At 47.7% G+C, this 22,472-nt stretch carries 23 protein-coding genes and 1 pseudogene; all 24 read right to left on the bottom strand.

Features of this window, described 5'->3' with window-relative positions:
• Nucleotides 1-94: 94 nt before the first annotated feature.
• Nucleotides 95-1,549, bottom strand: coding sequence for a sodium/pantothenate symporter (gene panF, locus EPH95_RS11815; protein WP_142090229.1), 1,455 nt, complete (start codon nt 1,547-1,549; stop codon nt 95-97).
• A complete protein-coding gene (locus EPH95_RS11810) occupies nt 1,546-1,830 on the bottom strand; it encodes a YhdT family protein (RefSeq protein WP_142090227.1) in 285 nt (94 codons plus the stop codon). The genes panF and EPH95_RS11810 overlap by 4 nt, the downstream gene beginning before the upstream one ends.
• 311 nt (nt 1,831-2,141) lie before the next feature.
• On the bottom strand, nt 2,142-3,443 hold the full coding sequence (locus EPH95_RS11805) for an IS91 family transposase (RefSeq protein WP_142086246.1): 1,302 nt from the start codon (nt 3,441-3,443) through the stop codon (nt 2,142-2,144).
• 111 nt (nt 3,444-3,554) lie between these two features.
• The gene (murA, locus tag EPH95_RS11800) at nt 3,555-4,880 is read right to left on the bottom strand and encodes a UDP-N-acetylglucosamine 1-carboxyvinyltransferase (RefSeq protein ID WP_142090225.1); all 1,326 of its coding nucleotides are present in this window, start codon (nt 4,878-4,880) and stop codon (nt 3,555-3,557) included.
• A gap of 402 nt (nt 4,881-5,282) precedes the next feature.
• Nucleotides 5,283-5,522, bottom strand: a complete 240-nt coding sequence (locus tag EPH95_RS11795; protein ID WP_142090223.1) for a DUF1146 domain-containing protein — start codon at nt 5,520-5,522, stop codon at nt 5,283-5,285.
• A 278-nt stretch (nt 5,523-5,800) separates the two neighbouring features.
• Nucleotides 5,801-6,199 carry a F0F1 ATP synthase subunit epsilon gene (locus EPH95_RS11790; protein ID WP_142090221.1) on the bottom strand — a complete coding sequence of 133 codons (399 nt, stop codon included), beginning with the start codon at nt 6,197-6,199 and terminating at the stop codon, nt 5,801-5,803.
• Between the two features lie 27 nt (nt 6,200-6,226).
• Entirely contained in the window at nt 6,227-7,630 is a 1,404-nt protein-coding gene (gene atpD, locus EPH95_RS11785; protein WP_142090219.1) for a F0F1 ATP synthase subunit beta, read from the bottom strand.
• Nucleotides 7,631-7,673: 43 nt separating this feature from the next.
• Nucleotides 7,674-8,546 (bottom strand): ATP synthase F1 subunit gamma, encoded by an 873-nt coding sequence (atpG, locus tag EPH95_RS11780; RefSeq protein WP_142090217.1) that lies wholly within the window; start codon nt 8,544-8,546, stop codon nt 7,674-7,676.
• 30 nt (nt 8,547-8,576) lie between these two features.
• Nucleotides 8,577-10,088: a F0F1 ATP synthase subunit alpha gene (gene atpA, locus EPH95_RS11775; RefSeq protein WP_142090215.1), complete on the bottom strand. Its 1,512-nt coding sequence runs from the start codon at nt 10,086-10,088 to the stop codon at nt 8,577-8,579.
• A gap of 17 nt (nt 10,089-10,105) precedes the next feature.
• Nucleotides 10,106-10,651, bottom strand: a complete 546-nt coding sequence (locus EPH95_RS11770; protein ID WP_142090213.1) for a F0F1 ATP synthase subunit delta — start codon at nt 10,649-10,651, stop codon at nt 10,106-10,108.
• A complete protein-coding gene (gene atpF / locus EPH95_RS11765) occupies nt 10,648-11,151 on the bottom strand; it encodes a F0F1 ATP synthase subunit B (RefSeq protein WP_405127384.1) in 504 nt (167 codons plus the stop codon). The genes EPH95_RS11770 and atpF overlap by 4 nt, the downstream gene beginning before the upstream one ends.
• Before the next feature lie 86 nt (nt 11,152-11,237).
• Nucleotides 11,238-11,459 carry a F0F1 ATP synthase subunit C gene (gene atpE / locus EPH95_RS11760; protein ID WP_114373117.1) on the bottom strand — a complete coding sequence of 74 codons (222 nt, stop codon included), beginning with the start codon at nt 11,457-11,459 and terminating at the stop codon, nt 11,238-11,240.
• Nucleotides 11,460-11,564: 105 nt separating this feature from the next.
• Nucleotides 11,565-12,296, bottom strand: a complete 732-nt coding sequence (atpB, locus tag EPH95_RS11755) for a F0F1 ATP synthase subunit A (protein WP_227003888.1) — start codon at nt 12,294-12,296, stop codon at nt 11,565-11,567.
• Entirely contained in the window at nt 12,293-12,682 is a 390-nt protein-coding gene (locus tag EPH95_RS11750; protein ID WP_142090211.1) for an ATP synthase subunit I, read from the bottom strand. Before EPH95_RS11750 ends, atpB begins: the two co-directional genes overlap by 4 nt.
• Nucleotides 12,682-12,912, bottom strand: a complete 231-nt coding sequence (locus tag EPH95_RS11745; RefSeq protein ID WP_142090209.1) for an AtpZ/AtpI family protein — start codon at nt 12,910-12,912, stop codon at nt 12,682-12,684. The genes EPH95_RS11750 and EPH95_RS11745 overlap by 1 nt, the downstream gene beginning before the upstream one ends.
• Before the next feature lie 183 nt (nt 12,913-13,095).
• Nucleotides 13,096-15,110: pseudogene (locus EPH95_RS11740) on the bottom strand (S8 family serine peptidase).
• Nucleotides 15,111-15,502: 392 nt separating this feature from the next.
• On the bottom strand, nt 15,503-16,132 hold the full coding sequence (upp, locus tag EPH95_RS11730; RefSeq protein WP_142090203.1) for a uracil phosphoribosyltransferase: 630 nt from the start codon (nt 16,130-16,132) through the stop codon (nt 15,503-15,505).
• A gap of 117 nt (nt 16,133-16,249) precedes the next feature.
• Nucleotides 16,250-17,485 carry a serine hydroxymethyltransferase gene (gene glyA, locus EPH95_RS11725; RefSeq protein WP_142090201.1) on the bottom strand — a complete coding sequence of 412 codons (1,236 nt, stop codon included), beginning with the start codon at nt 17,483-17,485 and terminating at the stop codon, nt 16,250-16,252.
• Between the two features lie 98 nt (nt 17,486-17,583).
• Complete coding sequence (locus EPH95_RS11720; protein WP_142090200.1) at nt 17,584-18,138, bottom strand: TIGR01440 family protein; 555 nt, start codon at nt 18,136-18,138, stop codon at nt 17,584-17,586.
• Between the two features lie 16 nt (nt 18,139-18,154).
• Nucleotides 18,155-18,592, bottom strand: a complete 438-nt coding sequence (gene rpiB, locus EPH95_RS11715; RefSeq protein WP_142090198.1) for a ribose 5-phosphate isomerase B — start codon at nt 18,590-18,592, stop codon at nt 18,155-18,157.
• Complete coding sequence (locus tag EPH95_RS11710; RefSeq protein ID WP_142090197.1) at nt 18,589-19,059, bottom strand: low molecular weight protein arginine phosphatase; 471 nt, start codon at nt 19,057-19,059, stop codon at nt 18,589-18,591. Before EPH95_RS11710 ends, rpiB begins: the two co-directional genes overlap by 4 nt.
• A 240-nt stretch (nt 19,060-19,299) precedes the next feature.
• Nucleotides 19,300-19,854: a manganese efflux pump MntP gene (locus tag EPH95_RS11705; protein WP_142090195.1), complete on the bottom strand. Its 555-nt coding sequence runs from the start codon at nt 19,852-19,854 to the stop codon at nt 19,300-19,302.
• A gap of 196 nt (nt 19,855-20,050) precedes the next feature.
• On the bottom strand, nt 20,051-21,208 hold the full coding sequence (locus tag EPH95_RS11700) for an ArgE/DapE family deacylase (RefSeq protein WP_142090194.1): 1,158 nt from the start codon (nt 21,206-21,208) through the stop codon (nt 20,051-20,053).
• A gap of 164 nt (nt 21,209-21,372) precedes the next feature.
• Nucleotides 21,373-22,416 carry an L-threonylcarbamoyladenylate synthase gene (locus EPH95_RS11695; RefSeq protein WP_405127383.1) on the bottom strand — a complete coding sequence of 348 codons (1,044 nt, stop codon included), beginning with the start codon at nt 22,414-22,416 and terminating at the stop codon, nt 21,373-21,375.
• Nucleotides 22,417-22,472: the final 56 nt, after the last annotated feature.

Genomic DNA, 22,472 nt, shown 5'->3' with positions numbered 1-22,472 from the left:
TTACTAGAACGGAAAATTAACATTCCAACGCATGTAGAAAAGGCTTCTCAAGCAGTTATACTCCTTTAACGGGCGACTAACACGACGTGACGGTTTAGACTGCGTACCCCTCTTTATTTTGGGTAGCTAGGCTTGCTAGGACATAACCAATCAATGAAAGAACGACGGGCACAACAACGGAGTGCATACCGAAAGGTCCCATTTGGCCAAAGGGTTCTCCGATAAAAATATAAATGACAATATAGGAACCGATACCGAGAATCATCGAGGCCAACGCGCCATAACGATTTCCTTTTGACCAATACAACCCCAACACAAGCGGCCAGACGAAAGCAGCTTCCAGACCGCCAAACGCAAATAAATTCAACGTAATTAAAAATTCCGGAGGACTGAGTGCAAAAAGAACGACCGTTATCCCCAAAAAGGCTGTTACGCCAATGCTGACTTTCCTGATTTTTTTATCCGTAGCTTGGGGATTAATGTAGTTGTAATATACATCTTTGACGACGGCGGAACTAACCATTAAAAGAAGTGCATCGACGGTCGACATGATCGCGGCTAACGGCGCTGCCAGCACAATACCTGCCAACCACGCGGGCAGAACGGTCATCGCCAGTGTTGGCATAACGTTGTCGGCAACCTCAAGACCCGGGATGATCGGTCTGGCGAGCGCCCCGGCCAAATGCATGCCGAACATCATAAACGCGACGACAAATGTGCCAATAATCAACGCCCGGTGCATGGAGCGGGAATCTTTGTAGGACATAGCGCGGACAGCCACTTGCGGCAAACCGACAACCCCGACACCGACAAGAATCCAAAAGGAAGAGACATAGACGGCCGTCAAGTCACCATCGGCACCGAACGGAGAAATTAATCGCTCGTTTTCAGCCGCAAGGTCGCTCATGATGTTCCCCATTCCTCCACCTGCTATAATGGTTGCCACAAGCAGGACGAGTGTACCAAAAAACATGATCAACCCTTGCACGGCATCGGTCACCGCAATCGCCCGGAACCCGCCGATAATAACATAGAGCAGAACAGCAACGGCAAAAATAAACAGGGCGGACGTATAAGACAATCCGGTAACTACTTCAATAAGCCGCGCGCCGCCCACCCACTGGGCCGCCATCGCCGAGAAAATGAAAACGATAATGCTGCCGGCGCTTATTAGCACAACAGGTGTACTCTTATATCTTTTTTTAAAAAAGTCCACCAGCGTGACGGCATCATATTTACGAGCCATGATGGCAAATTTTTTTCCCAAAATCATGAGAATGAAATAACCTGTCGCCACTTGGGACATAGAAAGAAGCACCCAACCGAGGCCTTCATGATAAGCGGCACCTGGCCCACCGATAAAACTGCTTGCGCTTCCATATGTAGCAATCATCGTCATTGCAAGAATTAAGCCGCCAAGCTCTCGGCTGCCGAGGAAATATTCCTGCATAAAATTGCTTTTGCTAAAAACGTGTTTGGAAGACCAAAAACCAATCAGGAAAACAACAGCAATGAAAATGAGCAATGGGACAATCGTCTCCCAATTCACGAAAAACCATCCCCCTTATCATCAAGGGGCACTTCTTTGAAGAAAAACTTCACCATAACGGCTACGAGAACGATCATGATCACAGAACCAACCAAACAACTGTAAAAAAACCAAGCCGGCATGCCCAAGATAAAATCATATTCCGCAACCGGTCCGGAACCTAAACCGTAGGCAAACGCATACCACCATATGAAATTAAAGGAAGCGAGACCAACACCGATAAGCGCCTCCCGATTGGCGACTCTAAAGCGCGGGTCCTGATATTTTTTGCTGTTCATCATTGGAGTCCCCCTTATGGCTATCTTAGCGGATTATGTCGAAATGAAAAAGTAAAATCGTTAAAATTCAGGGGAACTATTGGCACCGCACAAAAAAATAAGAAAAACCTAGCTTGGGAAAACCGCCCAAGCTAGGTCCTTGTCATGATCACTGCCTGTCCGATAGCCGGTACTCATAACCGTGAACGCTTTTATAATACTCCGGATACATCTCCCCTTCACATTGTTGGCAGGCAAACATAGGTGGGACACTGGGGTCGCCGGGATCCCTTTCGTCAAAATCGCGTACCACTGTGTAAGGGATCGCTTCTTGTTCATGACACTGTAAACAAAGAAAGTTGACGGTCTTGGGATGCCGGTTCTTCGAGGGTTTCTTCTTCTTTTTTTGTTTCTTTTTTCGGTGTTTCGATACGGGGGACATGACCGACCTCCCTTTCCAAATAGCTTCTGGCTGTTTCACCCAAGGCGACTTTAACCACTAATCGCCCATTCTCAAGACAGACTTCTCCCTTGTACTCAAAGTAGTTATCGCATTTGGGACACCGCAGAGGATCCTTATGTCCGCTGGCCATGACCCGTTCTCTCCAGGTTTGGCGGCTCAGGGTTCGCTTGACCTGGGTGATCCACTTCTTCTTCGTTTTTTGCCAGGCCGCCAGTACCTTTTTACTCAAGTTTTTCGTTCTTCTCGAGTATAGCCCGTAATGGCGGATCGTTTTAAACTGTTCATCCGGAATATGACGGATCAGACGCATGATAAAGGCCTCGACACTTATCGTTTCATCCTTCTCTTTTCCGTCCATTTTATCGTGATACGTAAACGTCACCATTTGCCCGTCATAGGCCTCGATCCGATTGATGCCAATCGCCGGTCGACGCATATAACGGCCAATATACCGGAGTTGGTCTTGCACCTTTCCCCGGTGTTTAGGGGCATAGATATAAAAGCCCTTTCCGTTTTTGGAAAACGCTTTTTGGAGACGCGCTTGCACACGTTTCTTGTCCTTTCCGGATAAATGCTTGCGAATCAGCTTCAAAACAACGGTTTGCCATTGTTTGCGAAGCATCTGGAAGGGGAGAAAATCATACGTTTTCCATGCCCCTTTCTTTGTCATCCCGCCCATTGTCACCAGCATGTGAATGTGGGGGTTGAAATTGACTTGGGAGCCAAATGTATGTAACCCCACCATGATCCCCGGGGTCACTTTGCCTTTCTTCTCGAAGTATTCTTTGATCAGCCGTGCACCTTCATCCATCATTGTTTTCAATAGTTCCCGGTGGAGAAGAAACACGTCTCGTAGACCTTCATCGATGGTCAAAATCACATGACGATGGTTCACCTGGAACACATCTTCCATGAGCAGACGACTCCATTCCTCGCTCTCGCCGATCGAACAAGTCGTACAAAATCGACCTTTACAACGATAGGGAACTTTTCGGGTCTCATGGCATCCTTCGCATACAAAGAGCTTGAATCCGTTCTCAGGATTCCCGCAATCCCGGAATTTTCCCACTTCTTTATGGACAATGGGGCGGATACGATCCCCATGTTTTTCGACAAATTGTTCCCAATGTTGATGGTGGTCAAAGAATATACGTCGAAGAATATTAGGTTCCATACCTCCACCCTAACACATTCCCCGGCATAGAAGGGGCCAAAATTTATACTTTCTTATCTTTGAACAGAAACCGGGGCCCGGTCTCCGTTCTCCTTTTTGTTATTAGAATTCTTACTGAATAGCTTCATTATTCAGTTCTACCGGTGCTGTATCCCCGGCGTCGGTTTCATCCTCGACAGGCACGCGTTCCACATTCGCTCCCAATTGTTGCAGTTTCTCATGGAAGTCGACGTAGCCGCGGTCAATATGGCGAAGTTCCATCAACGTCGTTTCTCCTTCGGAGACGAGTCCGGCAGTTACAAGAGCTGCCGCCGCTCGCAAATCCGTAGCGGAAACTTCTCCGCCCGTAAGGCGGGTAGGTCCCGTGACGATGGCCGAACGGTCTTCAATTTTTATCGATGCATTCATTCGTCTAAATTCTTCCACATGCATGAAACGATTTTCAAAAACCGTTTCCGTAACGACACTGGTTCCTTTCGCTTGCGTAAGCAAAGTCATGAACTGCGCTTGCATATCGGTGGGAAAGCCGGGATACGGCATCGTTTTAATGTCCACCGGCCGTAATATATCCGGACCGACGACACGCATGCCGTTGTCTTTTTCCTCAATAATGACACCCATCTCGCGCATTTTTGCAACGAGCGGACGCAAATGTTCGATTAGCGCGCCTTCAACAAAAACGTCTCCGCCTGTAATCGCTGCCGCTACCATAAACGTACCGGCTTCCACTCGATCGGGGATAATGGTGTGGTCAGCAGCCTCCATGTGATCGACCCCGTCGATGCGAATCGTGTCAGTTCCGGCACCGCGCACAACGCCGCCCATGGCATTCAAGTAATTTGCTAGACAAACAATTTCAGGTTCTTCAGCCACATTTTCAATAATCGTCGTTCCTTCTGCCATGGCAGCAGCCATCATAATATTTTCCGTCGCACCTACACTTGGGAAATCAAGGTAGATTTTTGCCCCTTTTAAACGGCCATCTACACGAGCTTCAATATAGCCTTGCCCGATCTCCACTTTGGCGCCCATTGCTTCAAAGCCTTTTAAATGTTGGTCAATCGGTCTGGAGCCGATCGCACAGCCGCCCGGCAGCGCAACATTTGCCCGCCCGGTTCGCGCGAGCAACGGTCCCATGACAAGGAATGAAGCACGCATTTTTCGGACATACTCAAACGGGGCATTCGGGCGCAGCACATTTCGCTCCGCATTTGCCGTAAAGACACCGTCTTCGTATGATACATCCATTTGCAAGTGATTCAATACATTTTTCATCGTGTATACATCTGCTAAAGGAGGTACATCATAGATGGTGCTGGTTCCTTTTTCGGCCAACAATGAAGCTGCAAGTACAGGGAGAACAGCATTTTTGGCTCCTTCTGTCCGCACTGTCCCTTTTAGCTTCTTTCCTCCTCGAACAATAATTTTTTCTTCCAACGTATTCCCCTCCGCGTCCAGTAATCTTTTTCCGCATGAGCTTATCGGTCATTTACGAACAAACCGTATTGGATCGCTAGGCAACCATTTTGGTTTATCCTATTCATTTGCTTAACTAGGCGTTCCCTTTAGGCAAGGGAGCGACAATATGCCCATTCTACCCATTTTCGATGCAATTCGACATAAACAAACCAATAAGTAACAATGTGGCTCCATTTACTTCGACGACATCGTCCAAGATAAGTTACATATTACCTTCAAGTATTTGTTCTCTTGCCAGTCTTTTCCCAGTCCTTTTATCGTTTAAACCTTGTTGCTTTTTGTGTTCCTGCGTCGATTTCTTTATTTTATCGTTAGTGTTTACGATTGTGTTCAGGGCATACTTCATGCCGTCCAATCTTTTTAGAAAAAATAACGAAGATTTAATGCTTGGTTTAAGTACTCCAGGAAAAAACTGCTAACCAAATGTGTAATTGCAATGGCTACCAGGAAAAAAAGCATGGTTCCTTTTGCCCCTTGCGGATGACGGACAAGGACATCAAATTTAAACGCCTGTAAGCTCCACCAAACGATAACCAACACGAACAGGTTAAAGAAGATATGTAGCACAGCTTGTTGTCCGAATTCAATTTCACCAGGCATTCGTTTTAACGTTCCTTTCTTTCATCCGTGCTCCTTTTAGGATCTGCATATCTATATCTCGCGGATCCTTTTTATTGCACGTTCGTTAGAATTAACCCCCTGTACGGTTTATTTGTACAGCACTAAAATTATACCAAATCAATCATAGCCTGTCGACAACGTCCTCTCGCTGTTTGTTACAAATCTGTATCCATCTCAATGTATTCATACATTTCCATCTTATGTTAAACAAAAAAAAGAACCGGAAAAGTGATTCCCTACACTCTTCCGGTTCAGGCTCATTTACGCTCCGCTACTTTTAGGCGGCTTTCCGCGCGCAACAAAGCTTGTTGTGCTCTTTTCTTATCGATATCTTCCTGATCTTGATTAAGACGATTTTCAGCCCGTTCTTTTGCTTTTTGCGCACGTTCAACATCAATGTCTTTCGGGAGTTCCGCTGTCTCGGCAAGAATGGTGACTTGATCGGACCGAACTTCCAAAAATCCGCCGCTTACTGAAATGCTGTCTTCCGTGCCTTCATTTTTAACTCGGACGGCACTGGTCAAGAGCGGCGCCACTAAAGGAATGTGTCGCGGCAAAACGCCAATTTCGCCTGTTTCCGTTTTCGCCGAGACGATATCGGCTTCATTTTCATACACGTTCCCGTTTGGGGTAACGACGTTCACACTTGTTTTCAACGTAATCGTCCTCCTTTACCCACGGGCTTAGACCATTTCTTCCGCTTTTTTCGTCACATCTTCAATCGGACCGACTAGACGGAAAGCGTCTTCCGGAACATCGTCGTGCTTTCCATCAAGAATCTCCCTGAATCCGCGGATCGTTTCTTTGACCGGCACGTAGGAACCTTTTTGTCCGGTGAACTGCTCGGCTACGTGGAAATTCTGGGAAAGGAAGAACTGAATGCGGCGTGCACGAGAAACGGTTAATTTATCGTCCTCCGACAACTCATCCATCCCGAGAATCGCGATGATATCCTGAAGTTCACGGTATTTTTGCAGCGTTTGCTGCACTTCTTGCGCTACTTGGTAATGCTCTTCACCGACAATTTCCGGAGCGAGTGCTCTGGATGTCGAATCCAACGGGTCCACCGCAGGATAGATCCCCATATCCGAGAGGCTACGTTCGAGGTTTGTCGTTGCATCCAAATGCGCAAATGTTGTTGCCGGTGCCGGGTCCGTATAGTCATCGGCAGGGACGTAAATCGCCTGGATCGATGTAACGGAACCTTTTTTCGTTGTCGTAATCCGTTCTTGAAGTTGCCCCATTTCCGTTGCCAATGTCGGCTGATAACCAACGGCAGACGGCATGCGTCCGAGAAGGGCGGAGACCTCTTGCCCTGCTTGCGTAAAACGGAAAATATTGTCGATAAAAAGTAAAACGTCCTGGCCTTCTTCGTCACGGAAATGCTCAGCCATCGTTAGTCCGGTCAACGCCACACGCATACGGGCTCCCGGCGGCTCATTCATTTGTCCGAAAACCATTGCTGTTTTTTCAATGACTCCTGAGTCTTTCATTTCATAGTAAAGGTCGTTTCCTTCACGGGTACGTTCGCCAACGCCGGCAAAAACGGAAATCCCGCCGTGCTCTTGGGCAATGTTGTTGATTAGTTCCTGGATTAAAACGGTTTTTCCAACCCCGGCACCGCCAAAGAGACCGATTTTTCCACCTCTAACGTAAGGTGCGAGCAAATCGACGACTTTGATGCCTGTCTCAAGCACTTCTGTACCTGTCGTAAGTTCTGTAAACTCCGGTGGTTCACGGTGGATCGGCTTTCGCTCTACTTCGTCGCCAATCGGTTCATCCAGGTCGATATGTTCGCCTAAAACATTAAAGACCCGACTTAGGGTGGCGTTTCCTACCGGCACAGAGATCGCCGCCCCGGTATTTCGGACAGGTGCTCCGCGCTTCAACCCTTCACTCGAGCCCATGACGACGGTTCGCACACTGTCATCCCCTAAGTGGAGTGCCACTTCGAGCGTCACAGAAAACGCTTTTTCTCCATCATCTTGATTAACGACTAGTGCATTATTTAGTTCAGGCAACTCGCCGTTGTCAAAGCGAACGTCAATGACCGGACCCAACACTTGGGTGATGTATCCTTCACTCATCCTTTTACCTCCTTGCTTATCTGTTTGTCACAAACCCGATGGTTTACTCCAATGCTGCAGCCCCGCCGACGATTTCGGTAATTTCTTGCGTAATTGCGGCTTGGCGAGCGCGATTATAAGCCAATTGCAGCTCATCCAAAAGATTGTCGGCGTTGTCGGAGGCCGCTTTCATTGCCGTCATTCGGGCAGCGAACTCGGCCGCTTTAGCGTCCAACAAAGCACCATAAATCAGGCTTTCAGCATATTGTGGGAGAAGGCGTTCAAGAATCACATTTTCGGAAGGCTCATATTCATAGTTGGTGGTAGCCCCTGTGGTTTCTTCAAATTCATCAGCCAAATCCGTTAAAGGCAAGAGCTTTGTTTCCGTCACATCCTGGCGCATGGTGTTCACGAAATGGTTGTACCACACGTACAGTTCGTCAATGCTCTCGTCCTCAAACATTCCTACAGCCTTCCGGGTGATTGTTTTCACCTCATCGAATGATGGGTTATCCGACATACCCGTGTATTCCATTTCCATCGGAAATTGCAATCGTTTCACTAAATCTCGGCCAATTTTCCCGATCACAATTATTTCGTATTCCTCTGTGGATTGATGCCGTTCTGCGATGGTCTGCCGCAAACCCCGCATCAGGTTGGAGTTATAACCGCCTGCCAATCCCTGGTCCGATGTGACGACGATGTAGCCGGTTTTTTTAACCTCGCGCTTTTCCATCATCGGGTGGCTGGCATCATTATCTCCCATGGCGATATTGGCCACGACTTCCTTGATTTTATTCATGTAGGGTTCATAAGCTTGAGATCTCCCTTGAGCTCTCGATTGTTTGGAAGCCGCGACCATCTGCATCGCACCTGTGATCTGCTTCATATTTTTCGTCGAGCCGATTCGACTTTTTATTTCACGGAGTGAAGCCATTGTCGATTCACCACCTTTTCACATCGATCTTTATTCATCGGAAGGATGGAAGATTTGTTTAAAGTCTGCAATCGCTTTGTCAAAATCTTCTTTTTCCGGAAGCGTACCTTTTTGGCGAATGTGATCAAGCACTTGTTTATTGTTTTGTTGCATGTAAGTGTACAGTTCTTTTTCAAAACGGCGAACGTCTTGTACAGGGATATCGTCCACGAACCCGTTGACGAGTGCATAAATGATGGAAACTTGATATTCCACCGGCAGTGGTTGATTTAAATCTTGTTTCAGCAATTCCATCGTTCGTTCGCCGCGGTTTAACTTTTCTTGCGTCGATTTGTCCAGTTCCGATCCAAATTGTGCAAAGGACGCTAATTCACGGTAAGATGCCAAATCGAGCCGTAGTGTACCGGCGACTTTTTTCATGGCCTTCAACTGTGCTGAACCGCCAACACGGGATACGGATGCCCCGGCGTTCACGGCCGGTCGCTGACCAGAGTTGAAGAGTCCGGACTCCAAGAAAATTTGGCCGTCGGTAATGGAAATCACGTTTGTGGGGATATACGCGGAGATATCACCCGCTTGCGTTTCAATAAACGGCAGTGCGGTCAGTGAACCCCCGCCTTTCTCATCATTTAACTTTGCCGCTCTTTCCAAGAGACGAGAGTGCAAATAGAAAACGTCCCCAGGATATGCTTCACGTCCCGGCGGGCGACGAAGCAAAAGGGATAGCTCACGGTAGGCAGCAGCCTGTTTTGTCAAATCGTCATAGACGACGAGGACGTGCTTGCCGTTATACATGAATTCTTCGCCCATGGACGCACCTGCATACGGAGCGAGATATAATAATGGTGCCGGGTCAGAAGCGTTTGCCGCTACAACGATCGTATAGTCCAACGCGCCTTTTTGCCGAAACGTTTCTACGAGTTGAGCAACGGTTGATTTTTTCTGTCCAATAGCGACATAAATGCAAATCACGTCTTCTTCTTTTTGATTCAATATCGTGTCGATCGCTATCGATGTTTTCCCGGTTTGACGGTCACCGATAATTAACTCTCTCTGTCCGCGGCCGATGGGAACCATTGCGTCAATGGCTTTAGTCCCGGTTTGCAATGGCTCTTCTACGGATTTACGATCCATGACCGAAGGTGCCGGACTTTCGATCGGACGCGTTTTTGTCGTGCCCATGTTCCCTTGTCCGTCCAAAGGTTGTCCAAGAGGGTTTACCACCCGGCCGAGAAGTTCTTCGCCGACGGGAACTTCCATGATTCTTCCGGTACGCTTAACTTCTTCTCCTTCACGAATATCATCGTAAGGGCCAAGGATGACGACCCCGATGTTGTTTTCTTCAAGGCTTTGCGCCAAACCCATTACGCCGTTTGCGAATTCAAGCAATTCGCCGGACATAGCGTTGCTCAAGCCATGTACACGAGCAATCCCGTCACCGATTTCTATAATCGTGCCTACTTCGCTAACGTCAACTTGCGATTGAAAATCGTCAATCTGCTCCTTGAGCAGCGAACTAATTTCATCAGGTTTGATGCTCATTTACTTCACCCCTTCATTTACCGGTTGGAGACAATTTTTCGTTCCATTCGTCGCAGCATACCCCGTACACTTCCATCGTAGACCGTATCTCCGATTTGAACGACTAAGCCTCCGATAAGATCTTTATCCTGTTTATCCGTAACAACGACTTGCCGATTGTTTACTTTTTTTGCAAATTGGCGTGCCACTTCTTCTTTTTCTTGGTCAGAAAGTGGACGTATCGCGCGTACGTCTGCCCTCGCGATCTGAAATGCATCGTCGGAAAGGTTTTGAAACGCATGTACAAGGGAATCAAGAATATGGATGCGCCCACGATCCACCAAAACCAAAAGCATGTTCATGACGAGGGGATGGGAATCGGAAAATCCTTTTTCCAGCAATGCTTTTTGATCACCCGCTGACATCTTCGGATGCGCCATGACTTGCTGCAAATCCGGCACGGAATGAAAGACAGTTTGAACGCCGTGCAGTTCTTCGTTTACCTGCTCAATCACGCCTTTTTCATTCGCCAGTTCAAAAAGCGCCTTCGCATAACGGTTAGCTACTGCCGCCGGTGCACTCATTCGTTACCAACTTCTTTTAAATAGCTGTCAATCAGCTTCTCTTGTTCGTTTTCATCCAATTCTTTTTCGATCACCTTCGTAGCAATCGCTACTGAAAGGCTGGCGACTTGATCTCGAACGGATTCCAACGCTTGTTCTTTCTCTCGGTTGATATCGGCAACAGCTGATTCTTTTAGCCGTTCAGCTTCTTCTTTTGCGTTGTCAATAATTTCTTTCCCTTGCTGCTCGCTCATTTTAGTGGCGTTATCAATCATCGCTTGCGTTTCTTCACGCGCTTGTTTCAATTCCTCACGTTGCTGTTCCAAATATTCTTCAGCTTCCACACGGTTTTTTTCCGCATTATCCAAGTTATCATTCACTTGCTGTTCACGTTTTTTCATAACTCCGAGAAGTGGTTTTAACGCCCAGCGGCTGACAACCCAAAGGAGCAATGAAAAGATAAGCAATTGGTATAATGCATTGCCCCATTGAATATCCGCTATGAACTCCATCGTATCCATTCCCTAACTCACTCCTTCCTGTGATACATAAGGAATGGCGAAGGTTCCCCTGGGAAACGTCATCGCCATTCCAATAGCATGATCTATTATCCGCCGATGCCGAATACCAACATGAAAGAAATCGCGATGGCGATGATCGGGACGGCTTCTGCAAGCGGAATACCAATGAACATTAACGTTTGTAATGATCCTCTTAGTTCCGGTTGACGAGCTACTCCTTCCAAAACTGCTTTTACGATAATCGCGACGCCGATAGCTCCGCCGATAGCCGCGAGTCCTGCTGCAATCCCTGCTGCCAATTGAGCCATTGGATGCATCCTCCTTTAATGTAATACAAAATATTATTGATAACATACCCATGTTACCAGAGGTCAGAAAGTGACTCTCGGAATGGGAAATCGTTATTCATGTCCTTAATGCGATTCAACTTTGTGTGCCATATAAACCATCGAAAGCATAGCAAAAATGAACGCTTGCAAAGCACCTAGGAAAATACTGAACGCCAGCCAAGGGGCTAACGGAATCCAAGCTAGTACAAACCCTACTGTCCCTGCAAATGCAAGTGTTACGATCATAACCGTAACAAGTTCTTTTGCAAAAATATTGCCGAACAAACGCAATCCCAGCGTCAGGAAGTTTGATACTTCCTCAATAAGCTTAAACGGCAAAAGAATCGGTGACGGACGAAAGTAATCGGCAAAATACTCCTTCGCTCCCCGCATCCTAAACCCATAGATGTGCGTGAGAATAATCACAAATGCAGCCATCGTAAGGGTAAGCACAGGGTCCGATGTTGGTGAATTCCACAGCACATAATGATCCGTTTCTGTGGCCAGTTCAAATGGAATCCCCAGCATATTGGCTACAAATATATAAAACAAGAGTGTGTAAGCCAATACAATAAATTTCCCGCCTTTTTCCCAGGCCATGTTGGATGTAATGATGTAGCGTGAAAAATCCATGACCCACTCAATGAAGTTTTGCAAACCGGTCGGACGCATCGCCAGCTTTCTCGCGCCAACAATGCTGAAAATCGCTACGATGAGCGCGGCGATGGTCGTCATGAATATGACGGAAAAGCTAAAATGCAGATCAAACCCGCCGATCGTCCAGGTCAAGGTTAAATCCTCATGCACGTTGTTCACCTCTCTTTTTGTAATTGTAGGAACATATCCATCATTACATAGATATAAAGCACGGCGTACCCTGCCAAAATAGCGAGCAAATGAAACAGATCGGAAAAAATAAGGGCAAGGGCGACAATCAAAACTATTAGACCATACCGAATCACAAGCCCAAACACCGTCACCAGATATGAAGCAATCCCCGGTGATTTCCTTGTCGCTATTCTGTCGATCACCAACGCTTTCAAGTAGATGGTAGTAAAGCTGAACAAACAAGCAGTGATACCGATTAAGATACTAAAAACAACAGAATCATACATAGACAGGAATAAAGCGACTGCGCTTATTAAAAAAACGATCGCCACTACCCAATAATAATGCTTTATTCGGTGTCGCAGCAGCGGCATTAATCATCATCCCCCAAAAAAGGTTTAACCGCTCGCACCACACCATAGAAACCTGCAAAAATCCCCATCAACAACCCGATTAAGACAAAAAGGGGCATTGTATCAAACTGTTCATCCAACCAATATCCCAGCAAGACTCCGCCTACGATCGATCCAACGATCGAAGACAAAATGGCAGAGACCAGCACCGAACTGCGCCATAGGTTACGCTTGCCGTTCCCTTTGGCCATGGAGTTTCTCCCTTCGACCGTAATCCCATTGTAAATAATGAATCACCAATCAGATATCCTTAGCTATCTTACAATAGGGACTACCTCCTGTCAACGTCTCCAATTGGTTTGAAAGTGGGAGAACGGCAAGGATTTCGGCGCACTTACAATGTGTCAAAAAGATGACAATTGCAATATGCCCCGCTATTTTTCGACAACCGCAATTTTGGCTTCCAATGTATCCTCGCGATCTTTATATTTCGCATAGACAATTACGTGGTAAACACCTGGCTCCAAATCAATCTCGTCTGCATGGAATTCTTTTTCAAAGGGTCCTTCAGGAAGGTTTGTTTGGCGGTCAAGGGTTGTGACATATGCAAAGGTATCCGGCTCATAAAGGGTAATTTCCAGTTCTTCAGCTCCTCCTGGCAAAAAAACTTCATACATCCAAAAATCCCGTTCGGGAACTTTTGCAAATTGAAACCCGCTGAGCCGCGGATAATCCGGTTCATCGCTAAAGAGGAGAAACGGAAGTGAAACATCCTGTCTCCCGCCACTCACATTGATTTCCCCGTCAATCCGCTTAAAATCAATAATATCCGGTTGGATTTCAACCTTAATGGCTGCTGTTTGTTTTTCCCCCGGATCCAATGTGATTGGCATTGGCATTTTCCAATTCAATCCGGTCCCTAAAGAAGTCGGAACATCAAAAGAATAGGTGCGTTGCCGCGCGCTTTGGTTATCAATCGTAATTTCCCTTTCCAACTGCTGATTCGAATCCTCCGCTTCCCACACTCCAAAAGACAGGGTCCCGGGATACACAAGCGTATCATTTTCAATGGCATCCCCAATGTCTACACGGCCCGCCCCTTGGACGAACGGCGGATAAGTCTCCCCTTCATCGGTTGAGAGTGAGATCGCCGTGTTCATAAGCGTCGCTTTCACCTGTTCCGGCCCCCAATCCGGATGCGCCTGCTTTATCAATGCAGCCGCTCCTGCAATGTGTGGCGCTGCCATACTAGTGCCGTTTAATCCTTGATACCCTTGGGGAACCGTGCTGTCAATATCCACCCCGGGCGCGACAACATCCGGTTTAATGTCCCATGTTTGCGTCACCGGCCCTCGGGAACTGAACATAGCCATATGATCAGTATCTTCTACGTAATTGGTTTCAATGACCACTTCTTTTTTTTCATTTTCGTTTATTGCTTCTTTTAAATGGTTCCCTGCTTTATGATCAATGGCCGCTGCAACGACGTCCACCTCTTCTTCCATTCCGGCCATAAATGGCCCGGGAATGTTATTCATAAGCAAAACTGCGTCAGCACCGGCATCCACCGCATTTTCGATTTTAGCTTTGATCGGGATGCCTCCGCGCTCAATCAATACCGCCCGCCCACGTACGTTTGCCAGATCTTCCGGCATGCCGAGCTCCCCGTCCACGACGTTTAACCTTCTTTTCATATTCCACGGTTTTGCCCCTTGAATCGGTTGCAACTCCAACTCGCGGTCTTCCTCATTAATCTCGGGCACCGTTAATTGGGGAACCTTTAGCGGCGGAGTTGAAGCCCCGACGGAAATCGATTTTTCCGATGTTCCGGGTGACCCGACGCTCCACATATCCGGACCGCTGTTACCGCTTGAAGTGACCGTGATCACGCCGGCTTCCGCCGCCTCGTCCAACGCTTTGCTCGTCGGCCAATCAGGGCCGTTTACAGGGTTTCCTAATGAGAGGTTCAGAACGTCCACACCATCTACGATCGCGCGATCAATCGCTTCAAGAATATGTTCTGTGGAGCCTTGGCCTTCAGGACCAAGCGCACGGTATGCATAGAGATCCGCATCAGGAGCCACCCCCTCACACTTCCATTCGCACCAATTATTCCCGCGACATGTGTCCCGTGAAAAGTAACCGCTTTACTCTTTATTTTTGTTTCCATCGGATCATGATCGTCATCAATAACATCATAACCGCCCATATAATTTTTTTGTAAATCGGGATGATTGTAATCGATGCCCGTGTCGATGATCCCCACCTTTATCCCGTGCCCGGTAAGTTGAATCCCTAAGTCGTCAAGTTGTGTGCGTATATCTTCAGCACCGATAAATGGCACACTTTCCCTTAAAGCACGGTCATATTGGACACTCTCATCGACCCGGCTAACGCCCGGAACTTCTTCCAATTGGCCGGCACTAGTCTCCGGAAGCGTGTAAGCCATGCCGAGAAAAGCAGATGAAAATATGTAGTCCGGCTCGTAATCCGTATGTTTTTGAATTTCCTCTTGAACAGCTTCCGGATCATCATCGACATGTACAATTACGGTTTTTGCTTCTTCTTGACCCTGAACATCACTGCCGCCGCCTAGTGCCAGAACAGCGAAAGCAAGGATAAATAATATACGCCAACGAAGTTCCACATGACCCCTCCTTCGCGTCTCGATGTGGGAAACGAGCACACCCATCTCTCGTCCCTCTTAGTTTGTACGCCCCCTGCAACATTCATGCAGGCAGAAATTTTTCACGGGAAGAGATGGATTTTAACCACCTAGACTGTGTGACCGCGGGGCACACAAAAAACCGCCACTTGCTTATGGCGGTTTTCGTCTTGCTTTTATTTTGTTCCGAAGAGGCGATCGCCGGCATCCCCCAGGCCGGGTACGATATAGCCTTTTTCATCGAGCTTTTCATCCAATGCGGCGAGATAAATGTCAACGTCCGGATGCGCTTTTTGAACTTCCCCGACACCTTCGGGAGCCGCGATTAAGCACATCAATTTCATGTTACTGGCGCCTCGTTGTTTCAGCGCATCGATTGCTGCAACAGCGGACCCCCCTGTGGCAAGCATAGGATCCATAACAATGAGATCACGTTCTTCAATATCTTTGGGCAGCTTAATATAATATTCGTGGGGCTCAAATGTGTCCGGGTCGCGATACAGTCCTACATGCCCTACCCTGACGTTCGGCATTAACTTAAGTATTCCGTCCATCATCCCCAATCCTGCGCGCAGTATCGGGATAAGGCCCAACTTTTTGCCCGCGATCACTTTCGATGTGGAAGGACCGACCGGTGTATTCACCGTCACGTCTTCGAGGGATAAATCCCTCGTAATCTCAAAAGCCATTAGGGAACCGACTTCATCCACCAATTCGCGAAACTGCTTCGTCCCGGTCGATACATCCCGAATATATGTGAGTTTATGTTGGATAAGGGGGTGGTCAAAAACGTAAATTTTTCCCAAGCCATTCACTCTCCTTTTTCTCCGCATCTTATATCCTTCAAAATTGTACAGAAAAAAAGATTCAGCATCAAGTAGCGACCTGCCATTCATGATGGACAGGCCGCTCCCATTCACACGTTATGCATATAAAGGATACTTATTTGTCAAAGCGCCCACACGCTCACGGGCTTCTTGTTGTTTCGCGTCATCATCCATATTTTTTAACACTAAGCCAAACAACGCGCCAATTTCATCCATCTCTTCCTCTTTAAAACCACGTGTCGTAACCGCCGCTGTCCCAAGTCGAATACCGCTCGTCACAAACGGGCCTTCCGGATCGAATGGAACTGCGTTTTTATTTGCCGTCAAACCTACATCATCCAATGCTTTTTCCGCTGCTTTTCCTGTCAAATCCAGGCTTTGCAAGTCCAATAGCAAGAGGTGATTATCCGTCCCGTCGGACACGAGATCGATGCCTTCTTTTTGCAAAGCTTCACCCAATCGTTTGGCATTCTTTATAATTTGACCTGCATACGTGGCAAAAGAAGGCTCGAGTGCTTCCTTAAAAGAAACAGCTTTGGCAGCAATCACGTGCATGAGCGGGCCGCCCTGGAGACCGGGGAACACAGCCTTATTGATTTTCTTCGCGAATGCTTCTTCACATAAAATCAGGCCGCCCCGAGGACCGCGCAATGTTTTATGTGTCGTCGTTGTGACGAATTGGGCGTGAGGAACAGGGTTCTGATGTTTGCCTGCGGCAACTAAACCTGCGATATGGGCCATATCGACCATGAGATATGCGCCTACTTCGTCGGCAATTTCACGAAACTTCTTGAAATCAATCTCCCGAGGGTACGCGGAAGCACCGGCGACAATCATTTTTGGCGAATGTTCACGGGCAGCCTCGAGTACTTTCTCGTAATTAATGCGCTGATCATCTTCATTCACGCCGTATTCCACAAAATTGTATTGGATTCCGCTAAAATTAACAGGACTCCCGTGCGTCAAATGCCCGCCATGGGACAAATTCATGCCAAGCACGGTATCACCGTGTTCCAAAACAGCAGAATAAACCCCCATGTTTGCTTGAGCACCGGAGTGGGCTTGGACATTGGCATGCTCGGCACCGAAAAGTTCTTTTGCACGATCCCGCGCCAAATTCTCTGCCACATCCACGTACTCGCATCCGCCATAATAACGGCGCCCCGGATAACCCTCCGCGTATTTATTCGTCAAGACCGAGCCTTGGGCTTCCATGACTGCTTCACTTGTAAAGTTTTCGGATGCGATCAGCTCAATTTTATTTTTTTGCCGAGATAGTTCGTCTTCAATAGCGGCAAAAATTTCCGGATCTTGTTGCTTAACGTTTTCCATGTGTTATGTCTGCCCCTTTCCAAGCTTAAAAGATGTATGTTTTTTATTTTAACACGAGAAAGACCACGTGGGCAGATACATTTTTTGAACAGTCCTTATTACACACCGGGACCAGGATAACTCGCGCGCGGGCCGCCAATATACTTTGGACGCGTGCGTGCCATCGTCACGGGAGCATGGCCGATAGAAGCTTCGCTGCCGCGCACCGGGACGGCAACATGCTTCAAATGCATCCCGATCAACGTTGCGCCAATGTCAATGCCCGCGTCCGCCTGGACACCTTCCACAACAACCATGTCATCCCCGCGGGCATATGCATACGTCGCGAGCGATCCGCCTGCACGGCGGCAAGGAACGACCGTTACGATCTCCAAATCATGTTTTTCTGCGTAATCACGGGGAATAACAAGGGCACGGTTGATGTGTTCACACCCTTGATAAGCGACGGAACATCCTATTTTTTCACGAAATCGTTCAATCACGCTATAAACGTCTGCCGCAATTTCTTCGGAACCCGCACTGCCTATCCGTTCGCCAGCAATCTCACTCGTACTCGCACCAATGACGAGCAAGGATTTCGGGGATAGTTGTGCTTGGGCGTTTAATTCATGCAAAAGATCCCCCAAAACTTCCGAGAAGGATTTGGCACTCACCTGCTCACCCCTCTTTCTATTGCTCGGTTTCCATCACTTTCTCCACTCTGTTTGCATGGCGGCCCCCTTCAAATTCAGTGGAGACCCATTTTTCCACAATGGCTTTTGCCAAGCCGGGTCCGATGACTCTCTCGCCTATCGCGAGCACATTTGCTTGATTATGCAGCCGGGACATTTCCGCACTGAATACATCGTTTGCAAGTGCACATCGGATCCCGGGAACTTTGTTCGCCGTCATGGACATCCCGATTCCGGTGCCGCAAATGAGGATGCCCAAATCGTAGTCTCCAGCCGATACCTGCTCTGCTACAGGTTTTGCATAATCCGGATAGTCCACACTTTCAGATCCGTTTGTGCCAACATCTTTATATTCTATCCCTAAATTCTCCAACAAAGGGAAAATTTCTTTTTTCAACGCCCATCCCGCATGATCTGAGCCGATAATAATTTTCATCTTTGCAGCGGACTTTTATCGCCCGCCCTTCCCCCTTTTGGTTCTAGTATGCGTTCAAGCATTTGATTGATTTGTGCTGCGGTCCGGCGATACTCATCAAGGTCACCGCCAACCGGATCGTGGATATCTTCGTCATGGCCACTGGCGCTTGCCAACGTTGCCATCTTGTGTTCATGCTCCGGATACTGTTGTTGCAATTGCATCGCGTGCACCTGTGTCATTGTCCATACATGATCCGCCCACTCCAACAATGATTCTGTTAGTCGTTCAGCATGATGCTCGTCCAACGTGGCTCCATGTTCACGGACAACGATGCGCGCGTGCGGAGCAGCCGGGCTGCCTCCCAAGGCTTGCATACCTGCTGATTTCACTTCAATGCCTGTCTCTTTTGCAGATAACAGCGCCTCGGCCATCGGACTGCGGCAAGTATTGCCCGTACAAACGAGCAAGACCCGTTTTACGGCCATTCTTTTTCCTCCTCGATCTCTGCTTTATACTGGTGTCAGCCGCCCGTTAACTCCCCGCTTTATTCCGACGTACAGGATGTGCTATAGTGCCGGCATTGCCACTGGACGTGGCGGTTTTATCCGACTTCTTTTCTCAGAGGGAATTAAAAAACCTTCTGGCGGAAGTTTCACTTTATGTTCATTTTAACATAGATGGGTTCTCCATGCCGTGATGAGGAACATGTGTCCTCCTTGTTACATTTATAAACCCATAAATAGGGGACGAATGGTATTTAATCCATATAATAAAAGAACCACCCCACCCAATAATTCGCCCCAACGACCGACATGATCGCGAGTCAATGTTGCAAGCATCAGCCCCGTCCATGTTAAGACGGCACTCGTTAAGCCAAAAGCGAAAATAACCGCCAATGTTTCAGCACCAAAAATTCCAAGCGAGATCCCAATGGAAAAACTATCCAAACTAACGATGAATGCAAATAAAAATAAGCCTATTCCATGTAATTTCAAGATTGGTTTTTCTTTGCTTTTACGGCTTGAAACCATCATTTGAAGCCCAATCCACACAAGAATAACTCCCGCGATAAAATACACCACATCCAGGCTGTATATATTTGCCAATCCATGACCAATCCAAATACCAACAAGTGGCATGAACACGTGAAACAAGCCTACTACCATGCTTGCTCTAATTGCATGAATGCGAAAAGATTGAAAACCGATTGCCATTGCCATTGAAAACGCATCCATCCCTAGTACGGTTGCCAATAATAGCATGCTGATCGTTTCGGCCATTTTCTGACCCCCTGTCTCTCACCAACATATGCGGACAAGGAGTCGAATAGAAATGGGGAAAGGAAAGTTATTGATGGAGGGGAAGAGCGTACGGAGAACGGCTGGAAAACACCGTCATCAATGGCGACTGTTTGCATGATTTTTCTTCGTGTACAGGCGTCATGGATTGTAAGATGAAGTCCGTGAACGCCCTAAGTCATCTCAAGTATTTCTGTGTGACAGCCTTGAACAAATCAATCGTCCGCAAGTACTCTGCAATGTCTACATATTCATTCGGTTGGTGGGCGGTGCTTCCTTGAATGCCGCTCCAAATAACGATTGGAAAGCCTTCTTTATTTTTCATGAATTGAGAACCGTCGGTATAGCCACTCATTCCCCTGGGTGTTTTTCGCTCGCCTGTTTCCGATTCATAAAAATCCAATAAAAAATCAACAAAAGCATGATCGGGTGCCGTTTGCATTGGAGGCAAATCGTTTTCAACACAGATCTCCGCTTGCAAATCCGGGAGGTTTTCTTTAACTTCATCAATGACGTTTTGTATGTCTGCAACAATATCGTTATGATTTTGCGACGGGACAGAGCGGATATCCAGCTTTAACGTGCAGGAATCGGGAACGACGTTCGTGTTTCCGCCTGCGGAAATGACATTCATGCTAGAGGTAGGTTCACCGAGAAGGGCATCACGGCTGAACGGCATCTGAAAACGTTCACTAAGAAGGGCATTCATGATTTCATTCATATGTACCAATGCATTCACCCCTTTGTGTGGGCGCGAGCCATGAGCAGTCTTTCCGTAACAAGTGATTGCTACCCAGAGCGCACCCTTATGGGTGACAACGATATTCGATCCCGTCGGTTCAGCAATGATCATGGCATCGAGATCATCGGCATACGCTTCCTCAACGAGTTGCTTTGCACCGACAGCCCCGGCTTCTTCTCCTACAGTTGCCAATAGTTTCACATCGCCCGCTAGTTTGATACCTGCTTCTTTTAATTGGATCATGGCCATGACACATGCCATGAGACCACTTTTCATGTCGCAGGCTCCACGCGCGTAAATCTTTCCATCCTTTTCTTCCGCAGCGAATGGCTCATAGGACCATTTCCGATCGCCTGTCGGCACCACATCCATGTGGCCGCACAACCCCAGCACCTTGTCCGTACTTCCATCCCCCTTAAGAGTGGCAATTAAATTCGTGCGCCCATCAGCGTAAGGGACCCGTTCGGTCTGAATGCCATATTCAAAGAATAGTTCCTCAAGTTGTTCAGCTACCCGTTCCTCATTCCCAGGTGGATTAACCGTATTCGTTCGCAAAATAGCCTTCAGCCAATCGATTGCTTGTGCTTGTTTCATGCTATCCCCCATTTCTCTCTGTTTCACGTGAAACAGAGCGTCGATCACTCAAACCCTAGTCAAAATAATTTCGCAGCCGTTAGAAAAAATAAGGCTTGGCAGGAAAAACAAACCGGTGCTAAATTTCGCCGCCGAAGCATGGAGCCCCTCCCGCCTCCAGCCGCTTATGGGTTAGCAGCCTTGTACAACCGGTTCATAATCGCTTTGCCGAGGCCTGTTTCCGTAAATGTTTGCACAAACAACACATCCACATCCATTTTGTCCACAGCTCTCAAATGATCGTATAAATGTGATGAGATGGTTTGCAGATCCGTCCCGTCACCTAAGACTAATATCCTGTCTGCCGAAATTTTGTCCGCGCGATCCGAAGTGATCGCGGCTGCTGCCCTTTTCCCGTGCATTCTCGCCTCGTCTATTCGCGCTTGCATGACAGCACTGGAGCCTTCCACAAGCTCAACGTCGGTATCCGGAGAGTAGTGACGATATTTCATTCCGGGTGCCCGCACATTGTCTTTTTTTCTCTCACTGCCTTCCATGGAAATTGATACACCGAGTGTTTCTTCAATTCCTTCTTCTGTAATGCCACCCGGCCGTAAAATTCGCGGAGACGCCTCGCGGTTGCTTACATCCACGACGGTGGACTCTAATCCATACCCGGTGCTTCCCCCATCAATAATTGCCGCCACACGTCCATCCAGATCCTCGCGCACATGTTCCGCTCGCGTTGGACTCGGCTTCCCTGAACGATTCGCACTCGGAGCCGCGATAGGTACACCCGCTTTTGCTATAATCTCACGCGCCAGCCGGTGCGCAGGCATGCGCACGGCCACCGTGTCAAGACCACCCGTGACCACCGACGGCACACGATCACTCGCGGGAAAAATAAGCGTCAAAGGACCCGGCCAAAAGTGTTCGATCAATTTTTCAGCGTAAACCGAAATAGGCTCGCGTAACAGCGGGCCTAATTGGGCCAATGAACCAATATGTAAAATAAGCGGATTATCGCTCGGGCGTCCTTTGGCGGTAAAAATTTTTTGCACAGCCCGTGTGGATAATCCGTTGGCACCCAAACCGTAAACCGTTTCTGTCGGAAAAGCAACAAGCTCCTCTGCGCGCAGGATCTTCGCTGCCTTTTCCACGCAATCCCGGAAAGCTTTTTCATCAACATAGTTATCCACACTCAAGTGTTCCGTCTGTTGGCAACTCAACGCTTTTTCTCCTCCACGTCCGTTTAATCCTTTTGTAGCAGGCTTTTCATCAATAT

This window comes from Salicibibacter halophilus (genome assembly GCF_006740705.1).
In the GTDB taxonomy this organism is placed as follows: domain Bacteria; phylum Bacillota; class Bacilli; order Bacillales; family Marinococcaceae; genus Salicibibacter; species Salicibibacter halophilus.
This window is presented reverse-complemented; position numbering and strand designations above follow the sequence as displayed.